Genomic DNA, 26,196 nt, shown 5'->3' on the forward strand with positions numbered 1-26,196 from the left:
GCGGACAATCGGTTTTACGTTACGCAGGGGGATACGACGCCAAGCCGGCAGAAACACGGCGGTTTTCCAATTGGCGCGTCGCAGGCAGGGAGAGTTGGCGTGAACTGGTTGCGGCGAATCCTGATCGAATTCTGGGCCATGGCGATCGTCGCGGCGATAATCGGTTTCCTCGGCCCCTTCGGGACGTATTTGGAGGACGACTTCATGGGTCGGGTCTGGCGCTGGTGGATGCACCTCATGGGCGCCTACGTGCTGGTACGCCCCTCGATCCTGCTCTGGACCAGCATCGCCGATGCCACCGCGCTGCCGAAGAGGATGCTGGTCTATTCGGGCGTGTTCCTGTCCAGCTTCCCGCTCGCCATGCTGTGGTCCTGGAGCGCCGGGGCCTTTTTCCATGGGCTGGACGGGTTCGGCGGCATTCTGCCTTTCGCGATGCTGAGCGCGATCGGCGTTCTGGGGGTTGCCATCTGGGCGCGCGCCGTGGACCTGCACCTGGCGGCGGCCCTCGCGCGGAAGGATCGGCCGGTCGCCCTGGCTCCCGAGGCGGCGCCCGTCGCTCGGGCGGTACCTGGGAACATTTCGACGCCCGATGAAAAGGCCGAGCCGCGCCTTCTCCGCCGTCTTTCGCCCGGCTTCCATGGCCCCGTCATCGCCTTGCAAAGCGAGGACCACTACGTCCGCGTCCATGGCGTCCGCGGCTCGGAGCTGGTCTTCATGCGGCTTCGCGATGCCATCAGCGAGATGGACGATTGCCCTGGCGAGCAGGTCCATCGCAGCTGGTGGATGGCCCGCGGCGCCATCGCCTCTGTCGAGGCCGACGGCCGCAATCGCACCGTCACTCTGCTCAACGGCGCCAAGGCGCCCGTGGCCCGCGATTCGGTCTCGCGGCTCGAACGCAAGCAGTTCTTCGCGGAAAACGATGCTCGACTGACGTGAGGCCCGGAACGCGGGCGCGGGATCGGCGCATCGCATTTCCGCAACAGCTGCGACGCGGCCGTCTCGCGTCAGCCGATCAAGCGCAAATCAGGAACAGGGCCCAGCCACCATGGATTGCCGTCATGCCACCGCGTTGTTGGCGCGGTAGCGGAAGTCGCGCAGCCGGGCGGAGCCTTTGCCCGCCACGTAGATCCCCAAGCGCAGGCTGAGGAAGCCGCCGAAGGTGTTGTGATGGAGGCCGGAGACTTCCATGCGCGTGTCGTGGCGCTTCCAGGTGCGGCCTTCGTCGTGCGAATAGTGCCAGGTGACCACGTTCTCGTCGCTGGTCACCCGCAAACGGATGCTCTGCGCGTTCTGGGCGATCCCGGCCCAGGTCAGTTCCTGGGAATATTCGAAGAGCTTCAATACCTTGGATGTGAAGCCCAGGCCGGCATAGGCCTTGTGGTTGTAGAATAGCAAAAGGCCCGCCTCGGCCTCCTCCCCCAGCAGGTCCAGTGTCACTTCGGCCTGATAGCGACGGTCGCCGGCAATGCAGGTCAGCGGCGGCGAGTCATCGGGCGACGTGCCGCTGGCGGTGATTACCATGCCGCCTTCCCGATAGGCGGCGCGGGTTTCGTTGCCGGTCGGCGCGAAGAACGTCCATTGCCGGCCCATGCGGTCCTGCGAGAAATCGTCCGAGAGCGCGGGCGTGGAAGGCGACAGCTTTCCGCCGGCTGGCTTGGCCAGCGGCTGCGACAGGTCGCCGCCCTTTGCTCTGAACCAGCCATCAGGCGTCCATTCTATCGGCTCCAGCAGGGTTTGCCGGCCGAGAGTCCGCATGCCGTTTTCGTAGCCGTGGTAGACCATCCACCAGTCGCCCGCCGGGCCTTCGACCAGAGTGGCATGGCCGCGCGACCACCAGGGCTCCGCCGTGCTCTGCGTGCGCACGATCGGATTGTGCGGGCAATGCTCCCAGGGTCCATGGACGGACCGCGACCGTGCCACGATGACCATGTGTCCGGTTACCGGACCGGCCGTGCCGCCAATGGCGGTGACCAAGTAGAACCAGCCGTTGTGCCGCATGAGCTTGGGGCCTTCGGGCGCGAAGTTCTCGACGATCCAGTCATCGGGATAGCGCCAGGGATCGTAGGCTTTCTCGAGCGGGCCGTCAGTGGCCAGGCCATCGTCGGTGAGGCGCACCTTGCGAATGCCGTTGGTGAAAAGGTAGCGCCTGCCGTCCTCGCCCACGACGTGCCCGGGATCGATGCAGCCGGGAATGTCGAGATCGATGGGTTCGCTCCAGGGCCCGCGAATGTCATCCGTCCAGATCACGTAGATCGACCAGGGTTTGCCGTCCGGTGCGGCGGGCAGGTAGATGAAGTAACGGCCCTTGTGCCTGATCAGATCGACCGCCCAGACACTGCCCAGGTTGTTGCCCAGCGCCGGGCCGATCGGCGACCAGTTCACCAGGTCGCGCGATTCCCAGATCACCAGGCCGGGGTAGTAGTCGAAGGAAGAGAACGTCATGTAATAGACGTCCCCATCCTTCAGGATCGTGGGATCGGGATGGTCGCCCGAAAGGATCGGATTGCGATAGGTTCCATTGCCGAGGTCGGCCTTGCGCTGGCCTTCGGCTCCCGATCCCCATGTCGGAGGAGTCTGGGCGGCATGGGCGGTTTCCCCGGCGGCAAGCGCGTGCGGCAATGCGGGAAGCGCGGCGCCGGCGAGGGCGCCCTTGAAAATGGTGCGTCGCGTGAAGCTCACGAGAATTCCCTGGTCGTTGCGAAATGAGGTCTGCCGCGGAAAATGGCGATTCAGGCGGGGTTGATCGTGACCAGCACGACGTCGTTGGTCTGCATGGGCAGGGCAATCCGCGCTGTGCCGTCACGGCCGACCGAGATGGTTTTGTCCGTTTCCGGAAGATCGGCGGTGTCCTTCTGGAACAGCGCGATCTGGGCGGCGTCGATGGAGCCGGGCATGCCCATGTCGATGTAGCGCGAGAGCGGATCGTTGTGACGGTAGCCGGTGCGGCGGGTGACGATCCGGTATCTGCCGGGCGCGAGATGGTCGACGCGGAATTCCACCGGTTCGCTGGGCTGCGATGGTTGCAGGCGGGTGTAGAATGGCTTGTTGCTGAGTGCCTGGACCGGCTGATGCCAATCCCACACCACGGCGGCAATGGTCCTGCCGCTGCGCGATGCCAGTGCATATTCGTCGGCCACCGGAATCGAGCGGCCGCGCAGGGCATGGAGGTACTTGTAGGCGAACCAGGCCGGCTTGCGGATGCCTTCTCGGTTCATCAGCCCGAAGCCGCCGTGGAACGGGGTGGGCGGCGGGCCGGGTTCCTCGAACAAATCGGTGTAGGTCCAGTAGCTCATGCCTTGGGCCAGGCCGGCCGATTTCTTGAGCTTGGTGAGAATGTAGGGCGCGCTGATATAGCTGTCATGCACGAAGTCGCGCGGGGTGTAGCTGGTGCTCCACTCGGTGAAATAGAGCGGAATGCCGGGGAAGGCGGAGGCTTCGATCTGCGCACGCACACGGCGTACATCGCCGATGACGGCATCGGGTGAGGGCGAAAGTTTGGTATCCTGCTTGCCCTGCTCGTCCAGAAACCCGCCTTCGACGCCGTAGCTGTGGGTCGTCACGAAATCGACGGGAAGCTGGTTCTGCCGGGCGTAGTCGAGGAACTCGGGCACCCAGGCCGCCCCTGCGGTGGCAGGGCCGCCCACCCGAAGCCGGGGGTCGATCGCCTTGATGGTTCTGGCGGTATCGCGATAGAGGTCAAGATAGGCGCGCTGGTCGGCGCCTTCCCAGAAACCGTCCAGGTTCGGCTCGTTCCACAGCTCGAAGTACCAGCTGCGCACTTCGTCAGCGCCGTATCGTTCGCGCATGTGAGTCACGAACGTCCGGATCAGATCGCGCCACATCGCCGGGTCGGGGTGCGAGGTATTGCCCTTCCAGTAGAACAGCTGAAGGTCCGAGGTGCGCATCGCTGCCGGGGTCCATCCCAGTTCGACGAATGGCCGGATGTTCTTCGCCAGCAGCGCATCGTAAAGCGCGTCGATCTCGGTCCAGTCATAGACGATCCGCCCGTCCACCTTGCGCACGGTGCCCAGCACATCATGGAAGATGTCGTGGAAGCGGATGTAACGAAAGCCGAGTTCCTTCGACACCACTTGCAGCTGTGCCTGGCTGTCGGGACGCTTCAGCGTGCCGGGGTAGTCGGAACCGACCGAGAGATCGAAAAAGCGGTCGACCGGCCCCGCGTCTGCGGCGGCATCGATCCGAACCGAGCGCTGGGGGCCGTTCCCCTCGGCATGCGCCGGACTTGCCAGAACACAGGCGAGAGCGGAGAGTGACAGGGTAGTGGCTTTCATAAATCCTCTTCCAGCAGATCCCGATCCGCTATCGAACGGAATGGTAGCGCAAACAATTTCAGGCGCAGCGGCGCCGCATGGGCCTTCGCCGGTCAATGTGGGGATGCAGACCTATCCCGCCGCGCCGGCAAAGGCCTGCACCGTCGATCCCGCCGGCTCCGCGAGCATCCGGCGCAGAAGCGCGCGGTTATCCGGCAGGTTCTCCACGGCGAAGCCGCTCTGCCGCCGCACCTGCTCGAACGCCTCCCGCGCCTCGGCGCGAAGACGCATGACCCCGGCCTGGGCCGACAAGTCCGTTTTCCAGCCCATGCCGTACAACACGCATTGCCAGCTGGTGGCCGGAAACACGTCTATGTTGGGATTGAAGTCCTTCTCGTTGGGAGGACGATGGCGCCACCTGTCCAGCAGTTCGAGAAGGCTGTCCGGAATGGTTTCCTGGCGCACGTTGTCGATCCAGAAATCGGAATCGACGCGCCTCGTCAGGCTGTAGTGCAGTTTCAGAAAGTCCCGCGCGCGCTCGTACCGCTGCAGCATGATGGCGTTGAACTGACGGGCGGAGGTCTCATAGTCGCCGGCCCAGGGGAAGAGATTGGCAATGGCGCCGGCGGCAATTTCCGAGAAGACGATCCCGGTAGCTTCCAGCGGTTCGAAGAAGCCGCTGGAGAGACCCACGGCCACGCAGTTCTTGTGCCAGTTCACTTCGCGGTAGCCGGCGTCGAACCGCAAGCGGCGTGTCGTGACCGCCTCGCCTTGTGCACCGAGATAGCTGCGCAAGGTGCGCTCCGCTTCCTCGGGCTCGCAATGGGCGGAGGAATAGACGTATCCGGTGCCGCGGCGCGTCTGGAGGCCGATATCCCAGATCCAGCCCGCATCGCGGGCGGTGGACAGCGTCGCGGACTGGATCGGCGTGTCCGGCGCGTCATAAGGGACTTGTGCGGCGATCGCGCTGTCGCAGAACAGCACGTCCGTGCAGCTTTTCCACTTCTGGCCCAGCGCCTTGCCGATCAGTTCCGCGCGAAAGCCGGTGCAATCGATGTAGAGGTCAGCCTCCTGTACGCCGTGGTTCTGCGTGACGACGCCGGAGATGGCGCCTTCCTCGGTGCAGAAAACGTCCACCACGGTGTCGGATATGTGCCGCACGCCATTGGCGACACTTTGATCGCGCAGTAGCTCTGCCAGAGCGCCGGCATCGAAATGGAATGCGTAGTTCATTACGCCGGCATATTCGGGATGAGACGCCAGTTTAGGCCCGCGCAGGGCGTCCACCGTGCGCTTCTGGGGGGTGCTGGCCTCGTCCCAAGGCGTTTCGCCGGCCTCGCCCAGCAGCCAGTAGGGGAGATACTCCGGCCCGCCCTTGCGGTCGTCCGCTTCCTGAAATCCGTGGAGGTAATTGGCCTGAGCGCCTTGTCCCGCCGGGTGCAGCCAGTCGACGAATTTCACGCCTTGCTTGAATGTCGCTTCGCAGCGGCGGAGCAGTTCCTTTTCGGGGACGCCGATCCGCGCCAGGGTACGCCGGATGGTGGGGAAGGTGCCTTCCCCCACGCCGATGATGCCGATTTCCGGAGATTCGACGAGTGTGATGCGGGCGCCGCCGGGCAGGTCTGCACCCAGTGTCCTGGCAAGGTAGCCGGCGGTCAGCCAACCGGCCGTGCCGCCTCCGACTATGAGAACCTGCTTCGCCTCGGCACGCATCGCGCCAATCTCCCCAACGCAGATCGGGCGGACCGCCTGGTCCGCCCGACTTGTACTTATCAGAACGTGACGTTGATACCCATTCGGTAGCGACGATCGCTCTGGAACCAGCTGCGCCCGTAAAGTTCGCCTCCGGGGTTTCCGCCCATGAGCGTCTTCTGGGTTGCATTCAGGATGTTCTGCGCCTGGAGCTGGACGTTGAAGTGCTCGTTGACGCGCAATGTCAGGCCCGCGTCCAACGTCCCGTAGCTGGCGCCATAAACCGGAAGGTTGGTCGCCACGCTTTTGGATGTGCCGGATGCGTCCACATAAGTATAAGTATTGTTCGTGCCGCTTGCCGTGGTCGACTGCAGATATTTCGAACGCCAGCTATAGGCGATGCGCAGCGAGAACGGATCCTTTTCGTAGAGGAAGGCGGCGTTGAGATTGTGCTTCGAAAGCCCCTTCAACGGAACGTTGTTACGCTGGACGCCGTCGATATCGAAGTAGAGGTCGCCCGGATTCTTGCTGTCGATGAAGGTGTAGTTCGCCTCCACGCCGATCCCGGCGAGCCAGCCGGGAAGCTGATCGAGGAACGTTCGGCCGCCAAGTTCGATGCCCTTGACCGTGGCCGTCTCATCGGAGGTGTGCGCGTCGTTGGTGGTGGCGAGGGCCTGTTCCGAAGTGCCATCGGCGAATTGCACCGTGACTTGGCGCTGGGCGGCGCCGAATACGACAAGGTCCTTGATTCGCTTGTAGAAGCCGGCGACGTGCAGCGTCGTGCCGGCCTTGGGATACCACTCCAGCGAGAGGTCGAAATTGTTCGACATGGTGGGCTTGAGGGTCGGATCGCCACTGGTCGTCGTATAGTTCGCGAAAGTGTCGGGTGCTCCGTTGCCGGAGCCGGACAGGGTGTTCACGCCCAAGGTTCCCGATGCGCGCAAGTCGTAGAACGAGGCGTTGTCCATCGTGATGTTGTACGCTGCACGGATCTTGATGGCGTCGGCCGGGGCATAAGTCAGGTTAACCGCGGGCAGGACGCGGGTATATTCCGCCCCGTCGTCGCGAATTTCGGCGGCATTGGAGGAGGCGGGGCGCTCGGATGTGCAGATCATCGTCCAGAAAGTGGAGGACGGGGAGGACCTGGGTCTCGCCGCGAAGCGCATGGTGGCCGGCGGCATTCACGGCGTGATCCTGCCGCCGCCGCTGAACGAGGCGAACGAGGTGCTCCTGGTCCTGCGCCAGACGGACACGCCCACCGTGGCTGTGACGACGGCGGTTCCGCATGAAGGCATCGCCACTATCATGATCGACGATCGCAGCGCGGCGCGCGAGATGACCGCGCACCTGATCGAACTGGGTCACCGCAGGATCGGCTTCATCGTCGGCCATCCCGAACTTTCCGCCAGCGGCGCGCGGCTGGAAGGCTATCGCGAGGCGCTGGCCGAAGCGTCGATACCTTTTGACGAGGCTCTGGTGGCCCAGGGTTATTTTACGTACCGATCCGGGCTGGATGCAGCCGAGGAGCTGCTTTCGCTGGAGGATCAGCCTTCGGCGATCTTTGCCAGCAACGACGATATGGCGGCGGCGACGGTGGCGATCGCACATCGGCGCGGTCTGGACGTGCCGGGCGATCTTACCGTCTGCGGTTTCGACGACGTGGCACTGGCGACGACGATTTGGCCAGAGCTTACCACGATCCAGCAGCCGATCATGGAGATGAGCCGCCGCGCGGTGGAACTGCTGGTGACATTGCTGCGCAACGACCGCAAGGAGCAGATCGGCGACTTGCGGATCGAGGTGGATTACAAGCTGGTACGTCGCCAGTCCGATGCCGCACCAAGGCGCCGGCCGGCGATGCGCCCGCCAGTGCCCAGCTGGGGCTGAACGCAGCGGAAGCGTCCGTTCAGCTACGGGTATTAACTTGGTTCAGCATGGCCTGACAGCCATCTAAATTCCTTATCTTGTCGTGGCCTGCCCCCGTAATAGCCGCCGAACTATTTGCGTGACCGTCATTTTTCTTCTGTTATGTTAGCGTTATCGATATGAGCTGATGGATGTTACGGCGCGTCAACGAGCGCGTCGGCTTCTTGAAGCGAGAGGATGAATGGGGGCGTGGGCATCCGTAGGGCAATGAGCGCGCGATCGATTTCTTTCGCAATCGCAGCGGTTGGCGCGGTAGCGGCAGCGTGCGGACCGGTCGTTGCAAGGGACGCCGGCACCCATCTCTCGTCGGCGTCCTCCAACGCTGTTCCTTACGACTGGCGCAGCGTGCGCGTGGGCGGCGGCGGTTTTACCCCCGGCCTGGTGTTCAGCCCGGTGGAGCGGGGCCTTGCATGGCTGCGCAGCGACATGGGTGGCGCCTATCGCTGGGATGGGCGCGCCGGGACGTGGATTCCGCTTCAGGACGGCGTTGCCGAAGGCAGCTTCATGGGAATCGAGAGCATCGCCGCCGATCCTGTCGATGCCGGAACGGTCTATCTTGCCGCGGGCATGAACTGGTCCGCGCCGGCTGCGATCTTCCGCTCGGCCGACTATGGCAAGACCTGGCGCGAGACGCGCGTGCCTTTCGCGATGGGCGGCAACGAGAACGGGCGCGGGCTGGGCGAACGGCTCGCCATCGATCCGTTCGCGCACGATCGCCTGCTGTTCGGCTCACGTCATCAGGGGCTCTGGGCCAGCGACGACGCGGGCGCGAACTGGCGCAAGCTGGATGCCTTCCCGCTCGCGGTGCTGGGGCTGCCGACCAATCGGCGCGAGACGCACGGCGGACTTTCGTTCGTGGTGTTCGATGCCAAAGTGCGCGGCCGCGTCTTCGTGGGCAGCGCCGATCTGGGCGAGCGCCACCTGTTCCGGTCGGACGATGGCGGCAGGACGTGGCGCGCTGTTGCGGGCGGCCCGGCGAGTGATCTGCTGCCGGTAAAGGCGGTGATCGGGCGCGACGGACTACTGACGATCACCTATTGCGACGGGATCGGCCCCAACGGCATCACGCGCGGCGCGGTCTGGCGCTTCGATCCGGCGCTCGGGTCTTGGCGCGACGTGACGCCGATCAAGGGCCCGGACGCGCCCGTTGGTGGCTACATGGGCGTTGCGGTGGCCGCGTCCGACCCGCAGACCATCGCCGTCAGCACGGTGGACCGGGGCAAGCCGGTCGACACCGTCTGGCTCAGCCATGATGGGGGCGCGCATTGGGACGAATTGTGGAAGCGCTCGACCCGTGATGTGTCGGCAACGCCGTTCCTCGATTTCGGCGCCAAGGCGAACTTCGGGCACTGGATTGCGGGCCTTGCGATCGATCCGTTCGACGCCAACCACGCCGCCTATGTGACGGGCGCGACGGTCTATGCCACCGACGAATTGCAGAAGCCGGGCACGATGGCCTGGGCGCCGTGGACTCAGGGGATCGAGCAGACGGCGATCATCACATTCGTCAGCCCCACAGGCGGCGCGCATCTGGTTTCAGGCTTCGGCGATATCGGCGGCTTCCGGCACGACGACTTTGCCGTCTCGCCCGCCAGCCAGCACGTCAATCCGTTCCTGTCGAACACCAATACGCTGGACTTCGGCGGCCGTGTGCCGCTGGTGATGGTGCGCAGTGGCAATACGCATGCGCCGGTGGTGCCCGATACCTCGCTGGCATGGTCGGCGGATGGCGGCGCGACATGGACGCCGCTGCGCGTGCCGCAGGGTACGCCACATGCTGACGGTAGTCCGCTGCCGGAAGAGACGGGCAATGCCGCGATCACCGTCTCAGCCGATGGCGGCACTTTCCTGGTCGAGACCGACCAGCCCCGGATCACCCGTGATCGCGGCGCGACATGGCAACCCGTCACCGGCTTGCCGAGCCGCATGCGCGTGACGGCCGACAAGCAGGACGCCCGTCGCTTCTACGCGATCGACTTCGCGAACAATCGCGTGGTGCGCAGCAATGATGGCGGCGCGCAATTCCATGCCGTCGCGGGCAAGGGCCTGCCGGCCGACCTTTCCTCAGCGCGCAACGACAACCGCGAGGCGCCTGCGCCGATCCTGGCCGATGCCAACCGGGCGGGCGCGCTCTGGCTCAATCTGGGCGGCGCGCTCTATCGCTCGACCGACTTTGGGGAAAGCTGGACCCGGACTGGGCAAGCCATTGCCATCGAACGCTATGGCCTTGGTAAAGCCGCGCCGGGCCGCGATGTGGCGGCGCTCTATGCGCTGGGCGCGGTCGGTGGGCTGCGCGCGGTCTGGCGCTCCATCGACGGCGGCACAACGTGGCAGCGGATCAATGACGAGGCCCATCAGTGGGGCCTGCGCATCCGCGTGATTTCCGGCGACCCGCGCCAGTTCGGGCGCATCTACATTGGCACGGATGGCCGGGGCATCGTCTATGGCGATCCACGGTCTGCGGAGGGGACAGAATGAAAAGCAAAGACTTCATCGCATCGCTCATGCTGGCGACCGCCATCGGTGTGGCCGCACCTGCCTATGCCCAGGATGCCGCAACGCAGATCCCGCGCATGGAAAGCCGCGACGGCCGTCACGCGCTGATCGTGGACGGCAAGCCGTTCCTGATGCTGGGTGCGCAGGCCAACAATTCCAGCAACTATGCCGGATCGCTTGATGCCGTCTGGCCGGTTCTGGACGCGATCCACGCAAACACGCTGGAAATCCCGGTCGCCTGGGAACAGGTAGAACCGGTCGAGGGTAAGTTCGACTTCACGTACCTCCAGACCCTGCTCGATGCCGCGCGTGCGCATGACAAGCGCGTGGTGCTGCTGTGGTTCGGCACCTGGAAGAACACCAGCCCCAGCTACACACCTTCGTGGGTGAAGCTCGACAACAAGCGCTTCCCGCGCATGAAGGCGCCGGACGGTTCGGACCACTACGTGCTCAGCCCGCTATCGCAGAACACGCTTGCTGCGGACCGGCGCGCTTTCGTGAAGGTGATGGAATACCTGCGCGATCATGACCGGCAGAACACCGTGATCATGGTCCAGCCGGAGAATGAGACCGGATCCTACCGCGTGCCGCGCGATTTCTCGGCCGAAGCCAATGCGCTGTTCGCAAAGCCGATTCCGGCGGCGTTGGCCAAGAAGACCGGCAAGTCGGGCACCTGGGAAGCGGCCTTCGGCAAGCAGGCACCGCGCGCGTTCAACACCTGGTACGTCGCCCAGTTCGTCGATGCGCTGGCGCAGGCGGGCAAGGCGGTGAAGCCACTGCCGATGTACGTCAACGCCTCGCTCGCCGGGCCGTCCAACGTGCCCGATCCTACCGGTGTCGCCAGCGGCGGCCCGCAGTGGGACGTGCTGGACATCTGGAAGGCCGGCGCCCCCGCGATCGACTTCGCCGCGCCCGACATCTACGACCGCAACAGCGCCAACGTGACCCAGTACCTCGACAAATACACCCGTCCCGACAATGCACTGATGGTGCCGGAGATCGGCAACGCGAAGGAATTCGCGCGCTTCTTCTGGGCCACCATCGGGCGCGGCGGTATCGGTTTCGCGCCGTTCGGCATGGATGACACCGGCTATTTCAACTACCCGCTCGGCGCCGCCGCGCTGGACAAGGAAACGCTGGCCGCATTCGCGCTGCCCTATGGCACGCTGGCGCCGATCGCCAGCGACTGGGCCCGGATCGCTGCGTCGCATCCGACCTGGGGCGCTGCCAAGCCGGACGACAATTCGCCCCGCGAAACGGTGATGGGCAAGTGGAAGATCTCCGCCGACTGGGGCCAGTGGCAATTCGGCCAGAAAGACTGGACCTGGATCCCCACCAAGCCCGCACCCTGGGCCGATCAGCCGGTGGGCGGCATGGCCGTGGCCCAGCTTTCGGACACCGAATACCTGATCATGGGCGATCACGTGCGCGTCAACTTCTCGCCCGCCAAGGGCGAGAGCAACGGCGTGATCGTCGCGATCGAGGAAGGTACGTTCAAGGATGGCAAGTGGGTGACCACGCGCGTCTGGAACGGTGACCAGACCGACTACGGTATCAACCTTATCGACCGGCCGCAGGTGATCAAGGTCACCACCGGCTTCTATTCTTCCAAGTAAACGCAAGGAACCGCCGAAGGCGGCAGAGGATCACGACATGAAGCAATTCACGATGGCAACGCTGCTGGCAGGTTCCGCCCTGTCGCTGGTGCCGGCAGTCGCGCTGGCCGCCGAAGCGGGCGTGGAGAACATTCCCGGCGGCGTAGCGGTCACCCCGCAGAGCGGTCCTTCCGATCGCGTCGAAGTGACGCTGCACGGTGACGGCATCTTCCACGTCGTCGCCCATGCGCGCGGCATGCAGGCCCCGGCCGCCAGCGCCAGCCTGATGGCGCCGAACCCGCCGGCCGCCGGCCAGTACACCGTCAGCCAGAATGCCGGCCACGTTACCGTGAAGGCCGCGAAGGCCACCGCCGATATCGATCTTGCCAGCGGGCAGGTGCGCTTCCTCGACGCAGCGGGCAAGGACCTGCTGGGGGAATCGGCAGCCACGGTCTTCACCCAGACCAAGGCGGACGGCACCCCCTACGTCACCGTTTCGCAGCAGTTCAACCGCGGCACCGACGAAGGCCTCTACGGCCTTGGCCAGCACCAGCAGGCGGTGATGGACTACAATGGCGAGGACGTGGAACTCGCCCAGCACAACATGGACATCGGCGTGCCCTTCCTCGTTTCCAGCAAGGGCTATGGCCTGCTCTGGGATAACGAGAGCATCACCCGCTTCGGCAACCCCGCCGCCTATACCTTGGTTGGCGATAAGGGCGGCATGAAGGTGACAAGCGGCGGCAAGCCGGGCTTCTCCGCCAAGTACTACCTGGATGACAAGCTGGCGGTCGCCCGCCAGGAAGCCACGGTGGACTACCAGTTCCTGGACGATCAGGCGAAATGGCCGGAAGCCGGCAAGGCCAAGACGGTCGCGTCGGAGCAGGGCCAGAACACCGCCGGTAACGCCGTGCAGACGCAGAAAGTGGTGTGGGAGGGCGACCTCCAGCCCGACAAGACCGGCACGCACAAGTTCCAGCTCTACGGTTCCAGCTACTACAAGGTCTATATCGACGGTGAGCTGAAGCTGGACCGCTGGCGCCAGAACTGGAACCCCTGGTACGCCAATTTCGAAGTGCCGATGACGGCGGGCAAGCCCGCGCACATCCGCATCGAATGGGATCCCAACGCCGGCTACATGGCGCTGCTCCACAACGACCCGCTGCCCGAGGCGGACCGCCACTCGGTCTGGTTCACCAGCGAAGTCGCGCGGGACAAGGATTATTGGTTTATCGCGGGCGGCGATATGGATGGCGCGATCGCCGGCTATCGCCAGCTGACCGGCAAGTCGGAAATGATGCCTAAGTGGGTCTACGGCTTCTGGCAGTCGCGCCAGCGCTATGACACCGCGAAGGAACTGACCGGCGTTGTGGAGGAATACCGCAAGCGGCAGTATCCGCTGGACAATATCGTGCTCGATTGGCGCTACTGGACGGACGATTCCTGGGGTAGCCACAAGTTCGACCCCAGCCGCTTCCCCGATCCCGCCGCGATGGTCAGCACGGTGCACGGCGATCATGCCAACATCATGATCTCCGTCTGGCCGAAGTTCTATCCGACCACGGATACCTTCAAGGAACTGGACGCGGCCGGCGCGATCTACCACGGCAATTTGCGCCAGGGTAACAAGGACTGGGTCGGCCCGGGCTTTGCCAACACCTTCTACGATCCGTACTCTGCCAAGGGCCGCGAGATTTTCTGGCGCCAGGTGGAGGACCGCATCGCCAAGTTCGGTTTCGACGCCTGGTGGGCGGACGCCAGCGAACCCGACATGCATTCGAACCTGTCGATCGAGAAGCGCATAGATACGATGGGCCCGACGGCGATGGGTCCGGCAACGGAGTTCTTCAACTCCTACCCGCTGATGAACGCCCGTTCGTTCTTCGAAGGCTGGCGCGGCTTCAAGCCGGACGTGCGCCCGTTCCTGCTGACGCGTTCGGGCTTCGGCGGCCTGCAGCGCTACGGCGCGGCCGTCTGGTCGGGCGACGTGGCCACGCGCTGGTACGATCTGCACGCGCAGATCTCTGCCGGCGTGAACACCGGCATGTCGGGCCTTGCCAACTGGACGCACGACATCGGCGGCTTCTCGGTCGAACCGCGCTTCGCAGCGGAAAAGCCCAAGGCGGCGGACCTCGACGAATGGCGCGAATTGAACTTGCGCTGGTTCCAGTTCGGCGCGTTCAGCCCGCTGTTCCGCAGCCATGGCGAGCAGCCCTGGCGCGAGATCTACGAAATCTCGCCCGAAGGTTCGCCGATGCGCGCATCGATGGTCTGGTATGACGAGCTGCGCTACCGCCTGATGCCCTACATCTACACCTTAGGCGCCGACACGTACCAGAAGGACGGGTCGATCATGCGCGGCCTCGTCATGGACTTCCCGGAGGACGCGAAGGCCCGCAAGGCCAACGACGAGTACCTGTTCGGCAAGGCCTTCCTGGTCGCCCCGGTCACCACTTATCAGGCGCGCGAGCGGGAGGTCTACTTCCCCGGCACCGGCGTGACCTGGTACGAATTCGGCACCGGCAAGACCTATCAGGGCGGCTCCAGCGCCACCATCTCGGCCCCGGCCGAGCGCATGCCGCTGTTCGTCCGCGCCGGCTCCATCGTGCCGATGGGCCCGGTGATGCAGTACACCGACGAGAAGCCCGACGCGCCTATCACGCTGGTGGTCTATACCGGCGCCAACGGTACTTTCTCGGTCTACAACGACGATGGCCGTTCGCAGCAGTACCGCGACGGGGCGTGGGAACGCATGCCGGTGCGCTATGACGATGCCAGCGGCACCGTCTCCATCGGCGCGCGTGAGGGCAAGGGCTATGCCGGCATGCCGCAGAACCGCACGGTTCGCGTCAAGTGGATCGCCCCGGGCCAGAGCGTAGCCGAAGCCACCACGTTCGACGCCGAAGTGCGCTGGACCGGCAAGGCGCTGCAAGTGAAGCGCCCCAAGCGCTGAGCATGAACGGAGCAGCCTCGCTCTCGCCTTCGAGAGTCGGGGCCGCTCCGGCATGTCTTTCGGCCGCCGCGTGTGGCCGGCGACGACAGGCGCGGTATCGCGTAATCCGAGAGGAACCTGAAGCGACATGAACGAGCTTCGCGCAGCCCTTGCTGCTCTCGGGCCGCTTCCCGCTGTCACTTGGCAGCAGTCGCTAATGCGAGTGACTTGCATTCGAGGGGGGTGGCGTTAGAAGGCCGCCCGATAAGGGAGGCCTCAAAAAATCATGATCCGTCATTCGATGCTCGTCTTGCCGCTTGTGCTGACCGCGGCGCCCGTCGCTGCGCAGGAATTCAGACCGGACCAGGGGCTGGACGAAGGGATCGTGGTCACGGCGGCCCGCACCGCGCTGCCGATCAACACCCTGCCGATGACGGTCGACGTGATCGACAACGCCGCGCTCAGCCAGCAGGTGGCCATCGGCGGCTCCATCGTCGATGCGGTTTCGGCGCTTACGCCTTCGTTTTCGCCCACCCGGCAGAAGCTGTCCGGCGCGGGAGAGACGCTGCGCGGGCGCTCGCCGCTTTATGCCATCAACGGCATTCCGCAAACGGCACCTCTGCGTGACGGCGCGCGCGACGGGTTCTCCATAGATCCGTTCTTCGTCGACCGCGTGGAAGTGATCTACGGTTCCAACGCCCTGCAGGGAATCGGCGGCACCGGCGGCATCGTCAACCAGGTGACGGTGGGACCGCCGCGGCAGGACGGGATTTCCGGGCGCGTGCTGGTGCAGGGGAATTCGGACACGGGCTTCAGCGATGACGGCATGGGCGGCAAAGTCGCCGGCCTGGTCGGCTGGCGGCAGGGGCGCTTCGACGCCACGGTCGGCGGGGCTTTCGAAAAGCGCGGCGTGTTCTACGATGGGCACGGGGATCGCATCGGCACCGACCTGACCCAGGGCGAGACCCAGGACAGCCGCTCGTGGTCGGTGTTCGGCCGCTTCGGTTATGCGGTATCGGATACGGCGCGGTTGGATCTCATGGTCAACCGCTTCCAGCTCAAGGGCGAGGGCGACTACGTCGCCGCCAATGGGGACTACACGCGCAACCTGCCCACGACCTCGGTTCGAGGCACCCCGCCGGGCGTGCCGGCCACCAATCGCACGGAAAGTGCGGCGATGACCTATACGGATACCGCGCTCTGGGGTGGCAACCTGATGCTTCAGGGCTTCCTCAACCGTTCGCGCGACACGTACGGCGGTGAGATCGCCCCGATCGCCACGTTCCAGGATGCCGCGATCGCCCCGCTGGGAACCCTGTTCGACCAGTCCCAGAACCGCAGCCGCAAATTTGGCGGCAAGTTCTCCTACGAACGCAAGGTGCCCGGCCTGGAGGCGCTGACCGTCATCGTCGGTCTCGACGTGCTGTTCGACAAGACCGAGCAGCGCCTGATCGCCACGGATCGTTCGTGGGTGCCGCCGGCGGAATATCGCAGTCTGGCGCCTTTCGCGCAGTTCAACCTCGCCCTGCTGGACGACGTGCTGCACCTTGCGGCCGGCGTGCGCCATGAGGACGTACGGATCACCGTCGACGATTATCGCACGCTCGCCAGCTACGGCGGCGGCTTTGCGGTTTCGGGCGGCACGCCGAAGTTCAGCGACAACCTGCTCAACGGCGGCGTCATCCTGGAGCCGTGGAAGGGCATCCGCGCCTATGCCAGCTATGCCGAGGGCTATACGGTGCCCGACGTCGGCCGCATCGCGCGCGCTGTCAGCCGGCCCGGCGTCGACATCGACAACTACGTCAACATCAGCCCGATCGTGTCGAACAACCGCGAACTGGGCGTCGAGGTGAAGCGCGGTCCGCTGGATGCCAGCGCGGCCTATTTCTGGTCGACCAGCAAGAACGGCTCGCTGCTGGTGCAGAGCGGCGGCGTGTTCGAGGTGCAGCGCCAGCGCGTCGAGATCCAGGGGCTGGAGATCAACCTCTCGGCCCAGACCCCGGTGCCGGGGCTGACGCTTTCCACCGGCTATGCCCACCTCATCGGGCGCACCGACGGTTCGGACGACGGCATCGACAAAGTCGACCGCGATCTCGACGGGGCGAACATCTCGCCCGATCGCCTCAACCTGGCGGCCAGCTACCGCCAGGGCGCCGTCTCGGCACGGGTCCAGACCCAGTTCTTCCTTTCGAACAAGTTCGAACGGGCACCGGGCGACTACAACGAGACCTACAGCTTCGGCGGGTACGACGTGACCGACCTCAGCTTGCGCTACGATACGCGCTTCGGCGGCGTGACGCTGGCGGCGCAGAATATCTTCGACACCTTCTACATCGACTACTACACCCAGACGGTGCGCCCGACCGACAATGCCCATTTCTTCGCCGGTCGCGGCCGCAACTTCACGCTGAGTTGGGATTACCGCTTCTGATGAAGCTGCTGGACACCCTGCATCGCTGGACCGGGGGGCTGGTCGGCCTGCTGCTGGCGATCATGGGGCTGACGGGCGCAATCCTCGTCCATCGGGATGCCTGGGTCGCGCTGCCTCATGCCGGCGACGCGCAAGTGCAGAGCACGCAAGTTCTGGCGGCGACGGCCGCCCGGCTCATGGCCGATCCGGCCAGGCGGCCGCAGTCGATCACCTTCGCCAATGCGGACTTCGGGCTGGACCGGCTGGCCTACAAGGGCGGCGCCGGGGCCTATGTCACGCAGGCGGGCGATCCGGTGCTCGACTGGAGCAGCCAGTGGGCACGGCCCGAACTGTGGCTTTCCGATTTCCACCAGCACCTGCTCGCAGGCGAAGAGGGCGAAACCGTGATCGGGATCGCCGGTCTCTGCGGCCTGTTCTTCGTCATCAGCGGGACCATCCTGTGGTGGCGGACGCGCCGGACATTCGAATTCCGGCTCTGGCCTGCCCGCATGACGCGCCCGTCCATCGTGCGCCAGCACCGCGACCTGGGCATCGTCATCGCCCCCTTGCTGGCACTCTCGCTGGTGACCGGCACGGTGCTCGTGTTCCGGCCGCTGGCCGCCGTCATCCTCGGCCCCGGCGCGCCCGGCGAGATCGACCGGGCGCTGAAGCCGCCCACTGCACCGGCAGCCGCGCTGGCCGACGATCTCGACTGGGCAGCGATGATCCGCGCCGCGCGCGGGCGCTTCCCCGCTGCGGAAGTGCGCAGCCTTGCCCTGCCGCGCGCCGATGGCGGGCTGATAACCCTGCGGATGCGCGGTCCGGGGGAATGGTTGCCGAACGGCCGCACGACGGTATGGTTCGCGGCGGACACCGGCCGCATCGTCGCGGCCCGCGACGCCGCCGATCTCTCCGGCAGGGTGACGGCGTACAATGCGCTCTACCCGCTTCATGCCGGAAAAGTGGGCGGCTTGCCGTTTCGCCTGGTCATGACGCTCTCCGGCCTCGGCCTTGCCATGCTGGGTACTTTCACCCTGTGGTCGTTCTGGTTCAGACGGCCGCGGCGGCGCGCTTCGCCAAAGCCGCTCTCCAGCCGCTGATCCGCCTTTCGGCCGCTTTGCGGCGTTCCGCGGCACAAGAGCGATTGTGCAGCCCTTTCAATTGTGCCAGCCTTGGTTGTGCCAGCGTTGGCACAAACGATCCTGCGGACGCGGTCAGGGACTGCGTGACGTTGCGGCGGAGAGGGTAGAGGATGCGGAAATGGCTGCGGCAAGCAGACGGCACGGTCGATAGCGGCAGGCGCCGGCACCTCCTGGTCGGCGCCTTTGCCGCCCTGCATTATACCGCTTTGCGCAGCTTCCCCGCGATGGCACGCGAAAGCGTGGAGCCCGGCGAAACCCGGTTGAGGCTGCGGGGGGACCGGCCGGGCGAGCGCTTCGACGGGATCGGCGTGGTGAACGGCGGCGGTGCCACTTCCGTGCTGCTCAAGGACTATCCCGAGCCGCAGCGCAGCCAGATCCTCGACTTGCTTTTCAAGCCCAGGTTTGGCGCATCGGTCAGCGCCCTGCTCGTGGAAATCCCCGGCGACGGCAATGCCACCCAGGGGTCCATGCCCAGCCACATGCACGCGCGGGACGATCTGGATTACGGCCGCGGCTACACCTGGTGGATCATGAAGGAGGCGAAGGCGCGCAATCCCGGTCTCAGTCTCGATGCCACGGCCTGGAGCGCGCCCGGCTGGCTGGGGGACGCGGGCGGGCACTTCGACAGAATGCCGGGACAGGGCGACGCCAAGTTCTTCTCGGCCGATACCGTCGACTATTACCTCAAATGGCTGGAGGGCCTGCGCAGCGTTCACGGGCTCGAATTGGACGCGATCGGCGTCCGCAACGAAAAGGGCGTCTCCTTCGCTTTCGCCAAGGCTTTCAAGACGGCGCTGAGAACGCGCGGTTTCGGGCAGGTCAAATTGCATGCCTTCGACAACTGGCCCGAATGGAAGCTGGATTTCGTGCCGCAGATGCTGGCCGACAAGGAGCTGCGGGACTCGATCGACATCATCAGCGCTCACACGTTCCATTCCAACTTCAAGACCACGCCGGAGGTACGCGCGGCCGCCAGGGCGATGGGGAAGCCGATCTGGAACAGCGAGGACCACGTCTACAAGAAGGGTTTCGACTGCGCCCTGGGCATCGTCAAATGCTTCAATCGCAATTATATCGACAGCGGCGCGACCAAGATCGTCAACTGGTATGATATCGCCGCGCTCTATCCGCTGGAGCCTTACTCCGAAGACCCCGCAGCCCTGCTGGCGCACGAACCATGGAGCGGGCACTACCGGGTGCGCGAGGCGCTCTGGGGCTATGCGCATTACGGGCAGTTCACCGAGATCGGCTGGACTTACGTGCCGGGCGGCAGCGGGGTGCTGGCGAAAGGCGGCTCTTTCGTCACGCTGAAATCGCCGGACGGCAACTTCAGCACGATCATCGAGACGAAGGGCGCCCAAGGGCAGCAGCGGATCCGGCTGGACATCGGCCCGGGGCTTGCGCGCCGGCCGCTCTGCCTCTGGCGCAGCACCGCGCGCGAGCAGTTCGCCCGGCAGGGGGATCTCCACCCGCAAGGCGGCAGCGTCTCGGTCATGCTGGAGCCGGACGCGATCTACTCGCTGTCGACCACCACCGGCCAGCAGAAGGGCGCCTTCTCCGATATCCCGGCGCCGAAAGCCTTTCCCTTTCCCTATCACGACCGCTTCGGCGACTATTCCGCGCCGCAAGCGAGCGGGTACCTGCCGCGATATACGGCGGATATCGCCGGAGTCTTCGAACTCACCGACCGGCCCGACGGCCAAGGCCAGTGCCTGCGGCAGGTCGTGCCGGTGCCCACGATCTCCTGGGCGCCGGATTGGCGGCCCTATACGATCCTGGGCGACGCGGCCTGGTCCGATTACGAGATCGCGAGCCGGGTCTGGCTTGGCGCCGGGGACGTCGCGGGCATCATGGGGCGGATCAACCATGTCGGCACCGGCTATGGCTTCATCCCCAAGGGCTATTTCTTTGAAGTCGCCGACGGGGGCCATTGCCGTCTGGTCGCCATTCGCGGGAAGAAGGATCCCAAGGCCCCGGTCGGCGATGCCGAACAGCAGGCGCTTCTCGGCAAGGCGGCAGGCGCCGCGCAGGGCGGGGAGTTGCTGCTCGCCCATGCTGCCGTGCCGACGCTGCGTCCGGGCCGCTGGCATGACCTGAGCCTGCGCTTTCAGGGCGAAGAGATCACGGCCCTGCTGGACGGCAAGCCCGTGCTCACGGCGCGGGACGGGCTTTACGGAAAGGGCATGGCCGGCTTGCTGGTCGGGCAGACAGCCGACCGGGTCAGTCGTCCCTGGTTCGCGAACATCATCGTCAAGCCGCTGGGCGGGCCTGAGCCGGCGCCCTTCGTGCCGGGTGCTCGCCATGTGCCCATCTATCGAAGCTGATCAGGAGCCAGGCCGTTGAACCGCATCCTTTCCCGCCGCACATTGCTCCAGGCGGCGAGCGCCGCGCCGCTGCTGACCATGCCCGCCCTCGCTGCCGCTGGCGGAACGGCCCCGCGGCAGCAGCGTGTGCGCGTGAAAGCGCCTTTCGCCATGCCCGATATCGAGGTGCCCGATTTCTCCGCGAGCCGGATCTTCCCGATCACCGATTTCGGCGCGCGGCAGGACGACCAGCAGCGCACCGGCATGGCCATCGACAAGGCGGTGGCAGCGGCCAGCGCTGCGGGGGCCGGCACGGTGCTGGTCCCGCCGGGCCTGTGGCCGACCGGCAGGATCCACCTCCGCAGCAACGTCAATCTTCACCTCGCGAAAGGCGCGACGCTGCTCTTTTCCGACGATCCGCAGGACTATCTGCCAGCGGTGCAGACATCGTGGGAAGGGATCGAATGCTTCAACTATTCGCCGCTGATCTATGCTTATGGGTGCCACAACGTCGCGATCAGCGGGCCGGGGAAGCTTCAGGCGAAACTTGAGCTTTGGAGCCGGTGGTACGCCCGCCCCAAGGCGCATATGGACGCATTGGTCGCGCTCTATCAAATGGCGCGCAGCGACAGGCCGGTGGCCGAGCGGCAGATGGCGGTGGGTGAGAACAACCTGCGGCCGCATTTCATCCAGTTCAACCGCTGCCGCAACGTGCTGGTGGAGGACATCTCGATAGAGGGCAGCCCGTTCTGGACCCTGCATCCGCTGCTTTGCCGCGACGTGGTCATCCGCCGGGTCAGGATCCACGCGCATGGCCACAACAACGACGGCGTGGATCCGGAGATGAGCCAGAACGTGCTGATCGAGGATTGCCAGTTCGACCAGGGCGACGACGCAGTATCGGTGAAATCGGGGCGCGACATGGACGCCTGGAGACTGGGCGTGCCCGCGAAGAACATCGTCATGCGCAATTGCCGCATCGTGAACGGCCATCAACTGATGGCGATCGGCAGCGAGCTATCGGCAGGGATCGAGAACGTCTGGGTGGACAACTGCCACTTCGTGGGAGACGGGCAGAAGAAGGACGGCACGGCAGTGCCGATCGACAACCTGCTGTTCGTCAAGACCAACGAGCGCCGGGGCGGCTTCGTCCGCAACATCCACATGTCGAACGTCACGGCCACGACGCTGGCCGGTAGCGTTCTGGCCGTGGAGACGGACGTGCTCTACCAGTGGAAGACCCTGCTGCCCACGTATGTCCGCAAGCTGACCCCCATCGAAGGGCTTCACGTTCGGAACGTGCAAGTCGGCCATGCCCGCTCGGTCTGCGCGATCGCCGGGGAAAGCGAACTCCCCGTGCGCAACGTATCGCTGCAAGGCGTGGAGGTTCGCGCGCTCACCGGCCCCGCGGTCGTCACGAAGAACGTCGAAGGCTTCACGAACCGCGCCTGATCGGCCGGTGGCGAGCGGCCAGTGGCTAGGAACGCGGAACGCGGTATCAGAGGTCTTCCGCAAGGCGCAGGCGGTAGCCGATGCCTGCGTCGTTGCCGATGATCCGCGGGCGCTGGGGGTCGGTTTCCAGCTTCTGGCGCAAGGCCCGCACCAGGACGCGCAAGTATTCGACATGGCGTTCTGCGGCGTCGGGCCAGACATGTGCCATGATCCGGTCATGGGTGATGACCCGGCCGGGGAATTCCGCGAGCTGGGACAGCACGGCATATTCCTTGGGGGTCAGGCGGACTTCGCGGCCGCCCTTCACGATCCGGCGCGAGGCCAGGTCGATCGAGAGATCGCCTATCACGAGAACGCGGCCGTTCCCGCTGCCGCCGCGTGTCATTCTGCCCCGCAGCGCCGCGCGCGCGCGGGCGAGAAGTTCGGCGATGTCGAAGGGCTTGGTGAGATAGTCGTCGGCGCCAAGGTCGAGCGCTGCGACCTTTTCCTCTATCGCGTCGCGGGCCGAAATGACGATGAGCGCCTTGTCGCCATGCCGCTTGATCAGCGGCACCAGTTCCAGGCCATCGCGATCGGGCAGGCCGAGATCGAGCAGGACGAGGTCCGGCTCCTCCTGCGCCAGCAGTTCCAGCGCCTCGCGCGCGTTTTCCGCCGCCACCACGGCATAGTCCGCGTCCGCCATGGCCCTCTGCACGAGGGAGCGAATGTGCGGTTCGTCGTCGACGATGAGGACTTTCGGGGCCGTCATGGAAGGTCCTTGCTATCGAGAGGCACGCCGATCAGCGCTGCGGGAATGCGAATGGTGAAGCCGGGGCCCGGGGCCGCGTCATCGCCCGCCGCTTCCACCGACAGATCCATAGCCCGGGCGAAGGCTTTCACAATGCCCTGAACGCGCGCGGACCCGGTGGCGTGCTGGGGCGCGGCCCCGATTATCGAGAGCGTGATCGCGTCGGGCAGGCGGCGGCAGTGGATCAGGAGTTCCCGTTCCGCGGCGCTGCCGGCGCTGTCGAGCAGGATGACGAGGCAATGGCGCAGAAGCACCGGGTCGACCTGCACGGGGGGCATGCCGGGCGCGATATCTATGGTCACGCCGGAATCCTGCCGTGACCGGCGGGTTTCGTGCAAGGCATCCGCGACGGCGCCGAACAGGTCCGTCGCTTCGGCTTGCACGGGCAGGGCGCCGGTTTCCAGGCGGGCCAGATCGATGAGCGCCGCTGCCAGGCGGTCGAGCCGGGCGGCCTCGGTTTCGATGATGCCCGCCAGGTCTGCCGAGGGACGTCGCTTCATGTCCCGGGCCGCGGCGACGATTGCGGAGAGGGGGCTGCGCAGATCCTGGTCCAGCGCGGAAAGCAAGGCCGCGTTCAGCCCGTCCGGCGCGGCGATCCGGCGCGCCTGCGAATGCTCCGTTTCCAGCGCCATGCGGTCGAAGGCGATGGAGGCCTGGTCGAGCAGGCTCATCAACAGGGGCAGTCGGTCGGACCGGAGCGGGTCGCGGGCGTCGCTCCGGGCGATCCCGAGTACGCCAAGGACACCGCGCGCGGTGCGCAGCGGGTGAAACAGCCAGTCCGATGCGGTCAGCGTGGCGGAACCGCGTCCGGCGGGCAAACCCCTGTCCAGCGCCCACTGCGCGGCGGCGATCTCGATCTGCCCCAGTCGGTCCTCGGGCGGAAAGGCGGCGCGAAGCTCGGGGCCCTGGGGGGTGGGGAGCAGCAGCACCGTCTTCACGTCGAGCAGCCGGGCGACTTCCGCGCAGATCGCCTGGAGCAGCGCCTCCTGCGTCGCCGCGGCGGTGAGCTGGCGCGAGAAGCCGGCCAGCGCGGCGTTCTGGCGCGCGCTCGATCCGGCAAGTTCCGCCTGCGCGTGGACGCGGGCTGCGAACTGGCTGGTGGCAAAGGCCACGCCCAGGAGGACGAGGATGGAGACGACGTTCTCCGGGTTGCTGACCGTCAGTGTGCCGGTGGGCGGCAGGAAGAAGAAATTGTAGGCGAGGCTGGCCGCGAGCCCGGTGAACAGTCCGGCGCGCAGGCCGAATGTCGCGGCGGCGAACATGACCGGCACCAGGAACAGCAACGCGATATTGCCAAGATCGAGCACTTCGACGAGCACCCGCCCGGCCGCGGTCACTGCGGCGACCATCAGCAGGGACCAGAGATAGTGCGACGGCGGCCCCCAGCGCCGGCGCGGGCCACGTCCCCTCCGGCCTCGCGGGACGGGCTCCGCCGCGAACGGCAGGACATGGATCGCCACGTCGCCAATGCTGCCCAGCAGACGGTCCACCGCCGACCCGCGCCGCCGCACGCGCCAGTGGGAGCGGTGAGACGTTCCGGGCAGGATCTGGCCAGTCATGATCTGACCAGTCGCGATCTGGCCGATCACCAACTGGGTCGCCCGTTCCTGCCGGGCGAAGTCGCGCAGACCTTCGACTACACCGAAGGCCGGAATGCTGGCGGTGGATGCGCCGAGCCGGGAGGCCAGCGCCAGTGCTTCGGCCAACCGGCGTCGATCCTCCTCGCGGAAGTGATGGTCCCGCCGGGTTTCGATATGGACCGCGCTCCAGGGCGCCCTCAGCGCATCGGCCAGGCGCTTGCCCGCGCGAACCAGCCCGGCCGCGTGGGCATCCGCGCCGATGGCGACCATGATCCGGTCGCCCGCGGCGAAACTGCCTGCGAGGGCATGGGCGCGCAGGTGCTCCAGCATCTGCGCGTCGACCGCCTGAGCCGCGCGGCGCAGAGCCAGTTCGCGCAAGGCCGTGAGGTTGGATTTCGAGAAGAAGTGGCCGAGCGCCCGCGTCGCCTCATGCGGGATATAGACCTTGCCGTCCCGCAGCCGCTCGATCAGCTCGTCCGGGGGAATGTCCACCACTTCGATCTCGGCCTGTTCGAGGATCGAATCCGGCACCGTCTCGCGCACGCGGACGCGGGTGAAGGAGGCGACGACGTCGTTCAGGCTCTCGACGTGCTGGATGTTCAGTGTGGAATAGACGTCGATCCCGGCGTCGAGCAGTTCCACCACGTCCTGATAGCGCTTGGGATGGCGGCTGCCGGGCGCATTGCTGTGCGCCAGTTCGTCGACCAGCACCAGGCCGGGGCAGCGTTCGAGAATGGCGTCGAGGTCCATCTCGTCCAGCGCATGGCCCCGGTGATCGATCTGCCGCCGGGGGATGATCTCGTGGCCGCCCAGAAGTGCCTCGGTGTCCCGCCGGCCATGGGTTTCGGCCACGCCCACGATGACGTCGGCGCCGGCTTCCCGGCGCTGGCGGCCTTCGGTCAGCATTTCCCAGGTCTTGCCCACCCCCGGTGCGGCGCCGAGGAAGATCTTGAGACGGCCGCGTCCCTCCCGCGCGGCGGCGCGCAGGAGGGCTTCGGGTGAAGGCCGATCGGCTTCGGTCACGGCACGGGCTTGCGGCCAATGGCATCGAGCCGCCGATTGAGCATCAGGACGTTCACGCGCGGTTCGCCCAGAAAGCCCAGGATCGGCCGCTCCACGGACTGTTCGACCAGGGTCTCGACCGCCGCGCGATCGAGATTGCGGACACGGGCGACGCGGTCCACCTGGTACAAGGCCGCCTCGGGGCTGATGTCGGGATCGAGCCCCGAGGCGGAGGTGGTCACCAGGTCGGATGGAACGGGTCGACCGGGTGCCGCAGTCTGCAGCGCGTGAATGTCGCCCCCCACGCGCTCGGCCAGCACGCGCGAGGCGGGACCGAGGTTCGACCCGGAGGAGGCAAGGCCGTCGTAGCCCTTGCCCGCTGCCGAGGGGCGGGTGTGGAAGTAGCGTTCGGTAACGAAGGCCTGCCCCACCACGGAGGAGCCGACGATCCTGCCGCGTTCCGCGATGAGGCTGCCGCCCGCCTGGGCGGGGAACAGGAACTGCCCCAGTCCGGTGATGGCCAGCGGATAGGCGAGGCCCAGCAGCAGCGCGAAGAGCACCGTCATCACGAGGGCCGGACGCAGCGACGAAAGGATATCCCGGTTCAT

General features: G+C 65.9%; 16 protein-coding genes. 9 read left to right on the forward strand and 7 right to left on the reverse strand.

What is annotated here, in order from left to right; translation table 11 throughout:
* The first annotated feature begins 99 nt into the window (after positions 1-99).
* On the forward strand, positions 100-936 hold the full coding sequence (locus EDF57_RS10635; RefSeq protein WP_243840998.1) for a LytTR family DNA-binding domain-containing protein: 837 nt from the start codon (positions 100-102) through the stop codon (positions 934-936).
* Positions 937-1,056: 120 nt separating this feature from the next.
* Here the strand turns inward: EDF57_RS10635 and EDF57_RS10640 are convergent, their stop codons facing one another.
* The 4 genes from EDF57_RS10640 to EDF57_RS10655 form a co-directional block, all read right to left on the reverse strand.
* Complete coding sequence (locus EDF57_RS10640; protein WP_134094211.1) at positions 1,057-2,679, reverse strand: family 43 glycosylhydrolase; 1,623 nt, start codon at positions 2,677-2,679, stop codon at positions 1,057-1,059.
* A gap of 50 nt (positions 2,680-2,729) precedes the next feature.
* Complete coding sequence (locus tag EDF57_RS10645; RefSeq protein ID WP_134094212.1) at positions 2,730-4,292, reverse strand: beta-xylosidase; 1,563 nt, start codon at positions 4,290-4,292, stop codon at positions 2,730-2,732.
* A 111-nt stretch (positions 4,293-4,403) separates the two neighbouring features.
* Positions 4,404-5,984 (reverse strand): tryptophan halogenase family protein, encoded by a 1,581-nt coding sequence (locus EDF57_RS10650; protein WP_134094213.1) that lies wholly within the window; start codon positions 5,982-5,984, stop codon positions 4,404-4,406.
* 59 nt (positions 5,985-6,043) lie between these two features.
* Positions 6,044-7,078, reverse strand: a complete 1,035-nt coding sequence (locus EDF57_RS10655; protein WP_134094214.1) for a TonB-dependent receptor — start codon at positions 7,076-7,078, stop codon at positions 6,044-6,046.
* Here EDF57_RS10655 and EDF57_RS10660 point away from each other — a divergent pair.
* From EDF57_RS10660 to EDF57_RS10695, 8 genes are all read left to right on the forward strand, one after another.
* Positions 7,068-7,850: a substrate-binding domain-containing protein gene (locus tag EDF57_RS10660; RefSeq protein ID WP_243840999.1), complete on the forward strand. Its 783-nt coding sequence runs from the start codon at positions 7,068-7,070 to the stop codon at positions 7,848-7,850. The two genes, EDF57_RS10655 and EDF57_RS10660, sit on opposite strands and share 11 nt — an antisense overlap.
* Positions 7,851-8,096: 246 nt before the next feature.
* Positions 8,097-10,367 carry a hypothetical protein gene (locus EDF57_RS10665; protein ID WP_243841000.1) on the forward strand — a complete coding sequence of 757 codons (2,271 nt, stop codon included), beginning with the start codon at positions 8,097-8,099 and terminating at the stop codon, positions 10,365-10,367.
* A 26-nt stretch (positions 10,368-10,393) separates the two neighbouring features.
* Positions 10,394-12,001, forward strand: a complete 1,608-nt coding sequence (locus EDF57_RS10670; protein WP_243841042.1) for a DUF5597 domain-containing protein — start codon at positions 10,394-10,396, stop codon at positions 11,999-12,001.
* Between the two features lie 37 nt (positions 12,002-12,038).
* The gene (locus EDF57_RS10675) at positions 12,039-14,933 is read left to right on the forward strand and encodes a TIM-barrel domain-containing protein (protein ID WP_134094217.1); all 2,895 of its coding nucleotides are present in this window, start codon (positions 12,039-12,041) and stop codon (positions 14,931-14,933) included.
* A gap of 265 nt (positions 14,934-15,198) precedes the next feature.
* Positions 15,199-17,343, forward strand: a complete 2,145-nt coding sequence (locus EDF57_RS10680) for a TonB-dependent receptor (protein ID WP_166675241.1) — start codon at positions 15,199-15,201, stop codon at positions 17,341-17,343.
* Positions 17,343-18,422, forward strand: a complete 1,080-nt coding sequence (locus EDF57_RS10685) for a PepSY-associated TM helix domain-containing protein (RefSeq protein WP_134094219.1) — start codon at positions 17,343-17,345, stop codon at positions 18,420-18,422. Before EDF57_RS10680 ends, EDF57_RS10685 begins: the two co-directional genes overlap by 1 nt.
* A 152-nt stretch (positions 18,423-18,574) precedes the next feature.
* The gene (locus EDF57_RS10690; protein WP_208324840.1) at positions 18,575-20,788 is read left to right on the forward strand and encodes a hypothetical protein; all 2,214 of its coding nucleotides are present in this window, start codon (positions 18,575-18,577) and stop codon (positions 20,786-20,788) included.
* A gap of 15 nt (positions 20,789-20,803) precedes the next feature.
* Entirely contained in the window at positions 20,804-22,219 is a 1,416-nt protein-coding gene (locus tag EDF57_RS10695) for a glycoside hydrolase family 28 protein (RefSeq protein ID WP_208324841.1), read from the forward strand.
* Positions 22,220-22,265: 46 nt separating this feature from the next.
* Here the strand turns inward: EDF57_RS10695 and EDF57_RS10700 are convergent, their stop codons facing one another.
* Genes EDF57_RS10700 through kdpC form a run of 3 tightly spaced genes read right to left on the reverse strand, consistent with a single transcriptional unit; the run spans position 22,266 to position 26,196 of the window.
* Positions 22,266-22,967, reverse strand: a complete 702-nt coding sequence (locus EDF57_RS10700; RefSeq protein WP_134094220.1) for a response regulator transcription factor — start codon at positions 22,965-22,967, stop codon at positions 22,266-22,268.
* The gene (locus EDF57_RS10705; protein ID WP_134094221.1) at positions 22,964-25,609 is read right to left on the reverse strand and encodes a DUF4118 domain-containing protein; all 2,646 of its coding nucleotides are present in this window, start codon (positions 25,607-25,609) and stop codon (positions 22,964-22,966) included. Before EDF57_RS10705 ends, EDF57_RS10700 begins: the two co-directional genes overlap by 4 nt.
* The gene (gene kdpC, locus EDF57_RS10710) at positions 25,606-26,196 is read right to left on the reverse strand and encodes a potassium-transporting ATPase subunit KdpC (RefSeq protein ID WP_134094222.1); all 591 of its coding nucleotides are present in this window, start codon (positions 26,194-26,196) and stop codon (positions 25,606-25,608) included. The genes EDF57_RS10705 and kdpC overlap by 4 nt, the downstream gene beginning before the upstream one ends.

Origin of the sequence: Novosphingobium sp. PhB55, from assembly GCF_004368805.1 — a bacterium.
Classification (GTDB): Bacteria; Pseudomonadota; Alphaproteobacteria; order Sphingomonadales; family Sphingomonadaceae; genus Novosphingobium.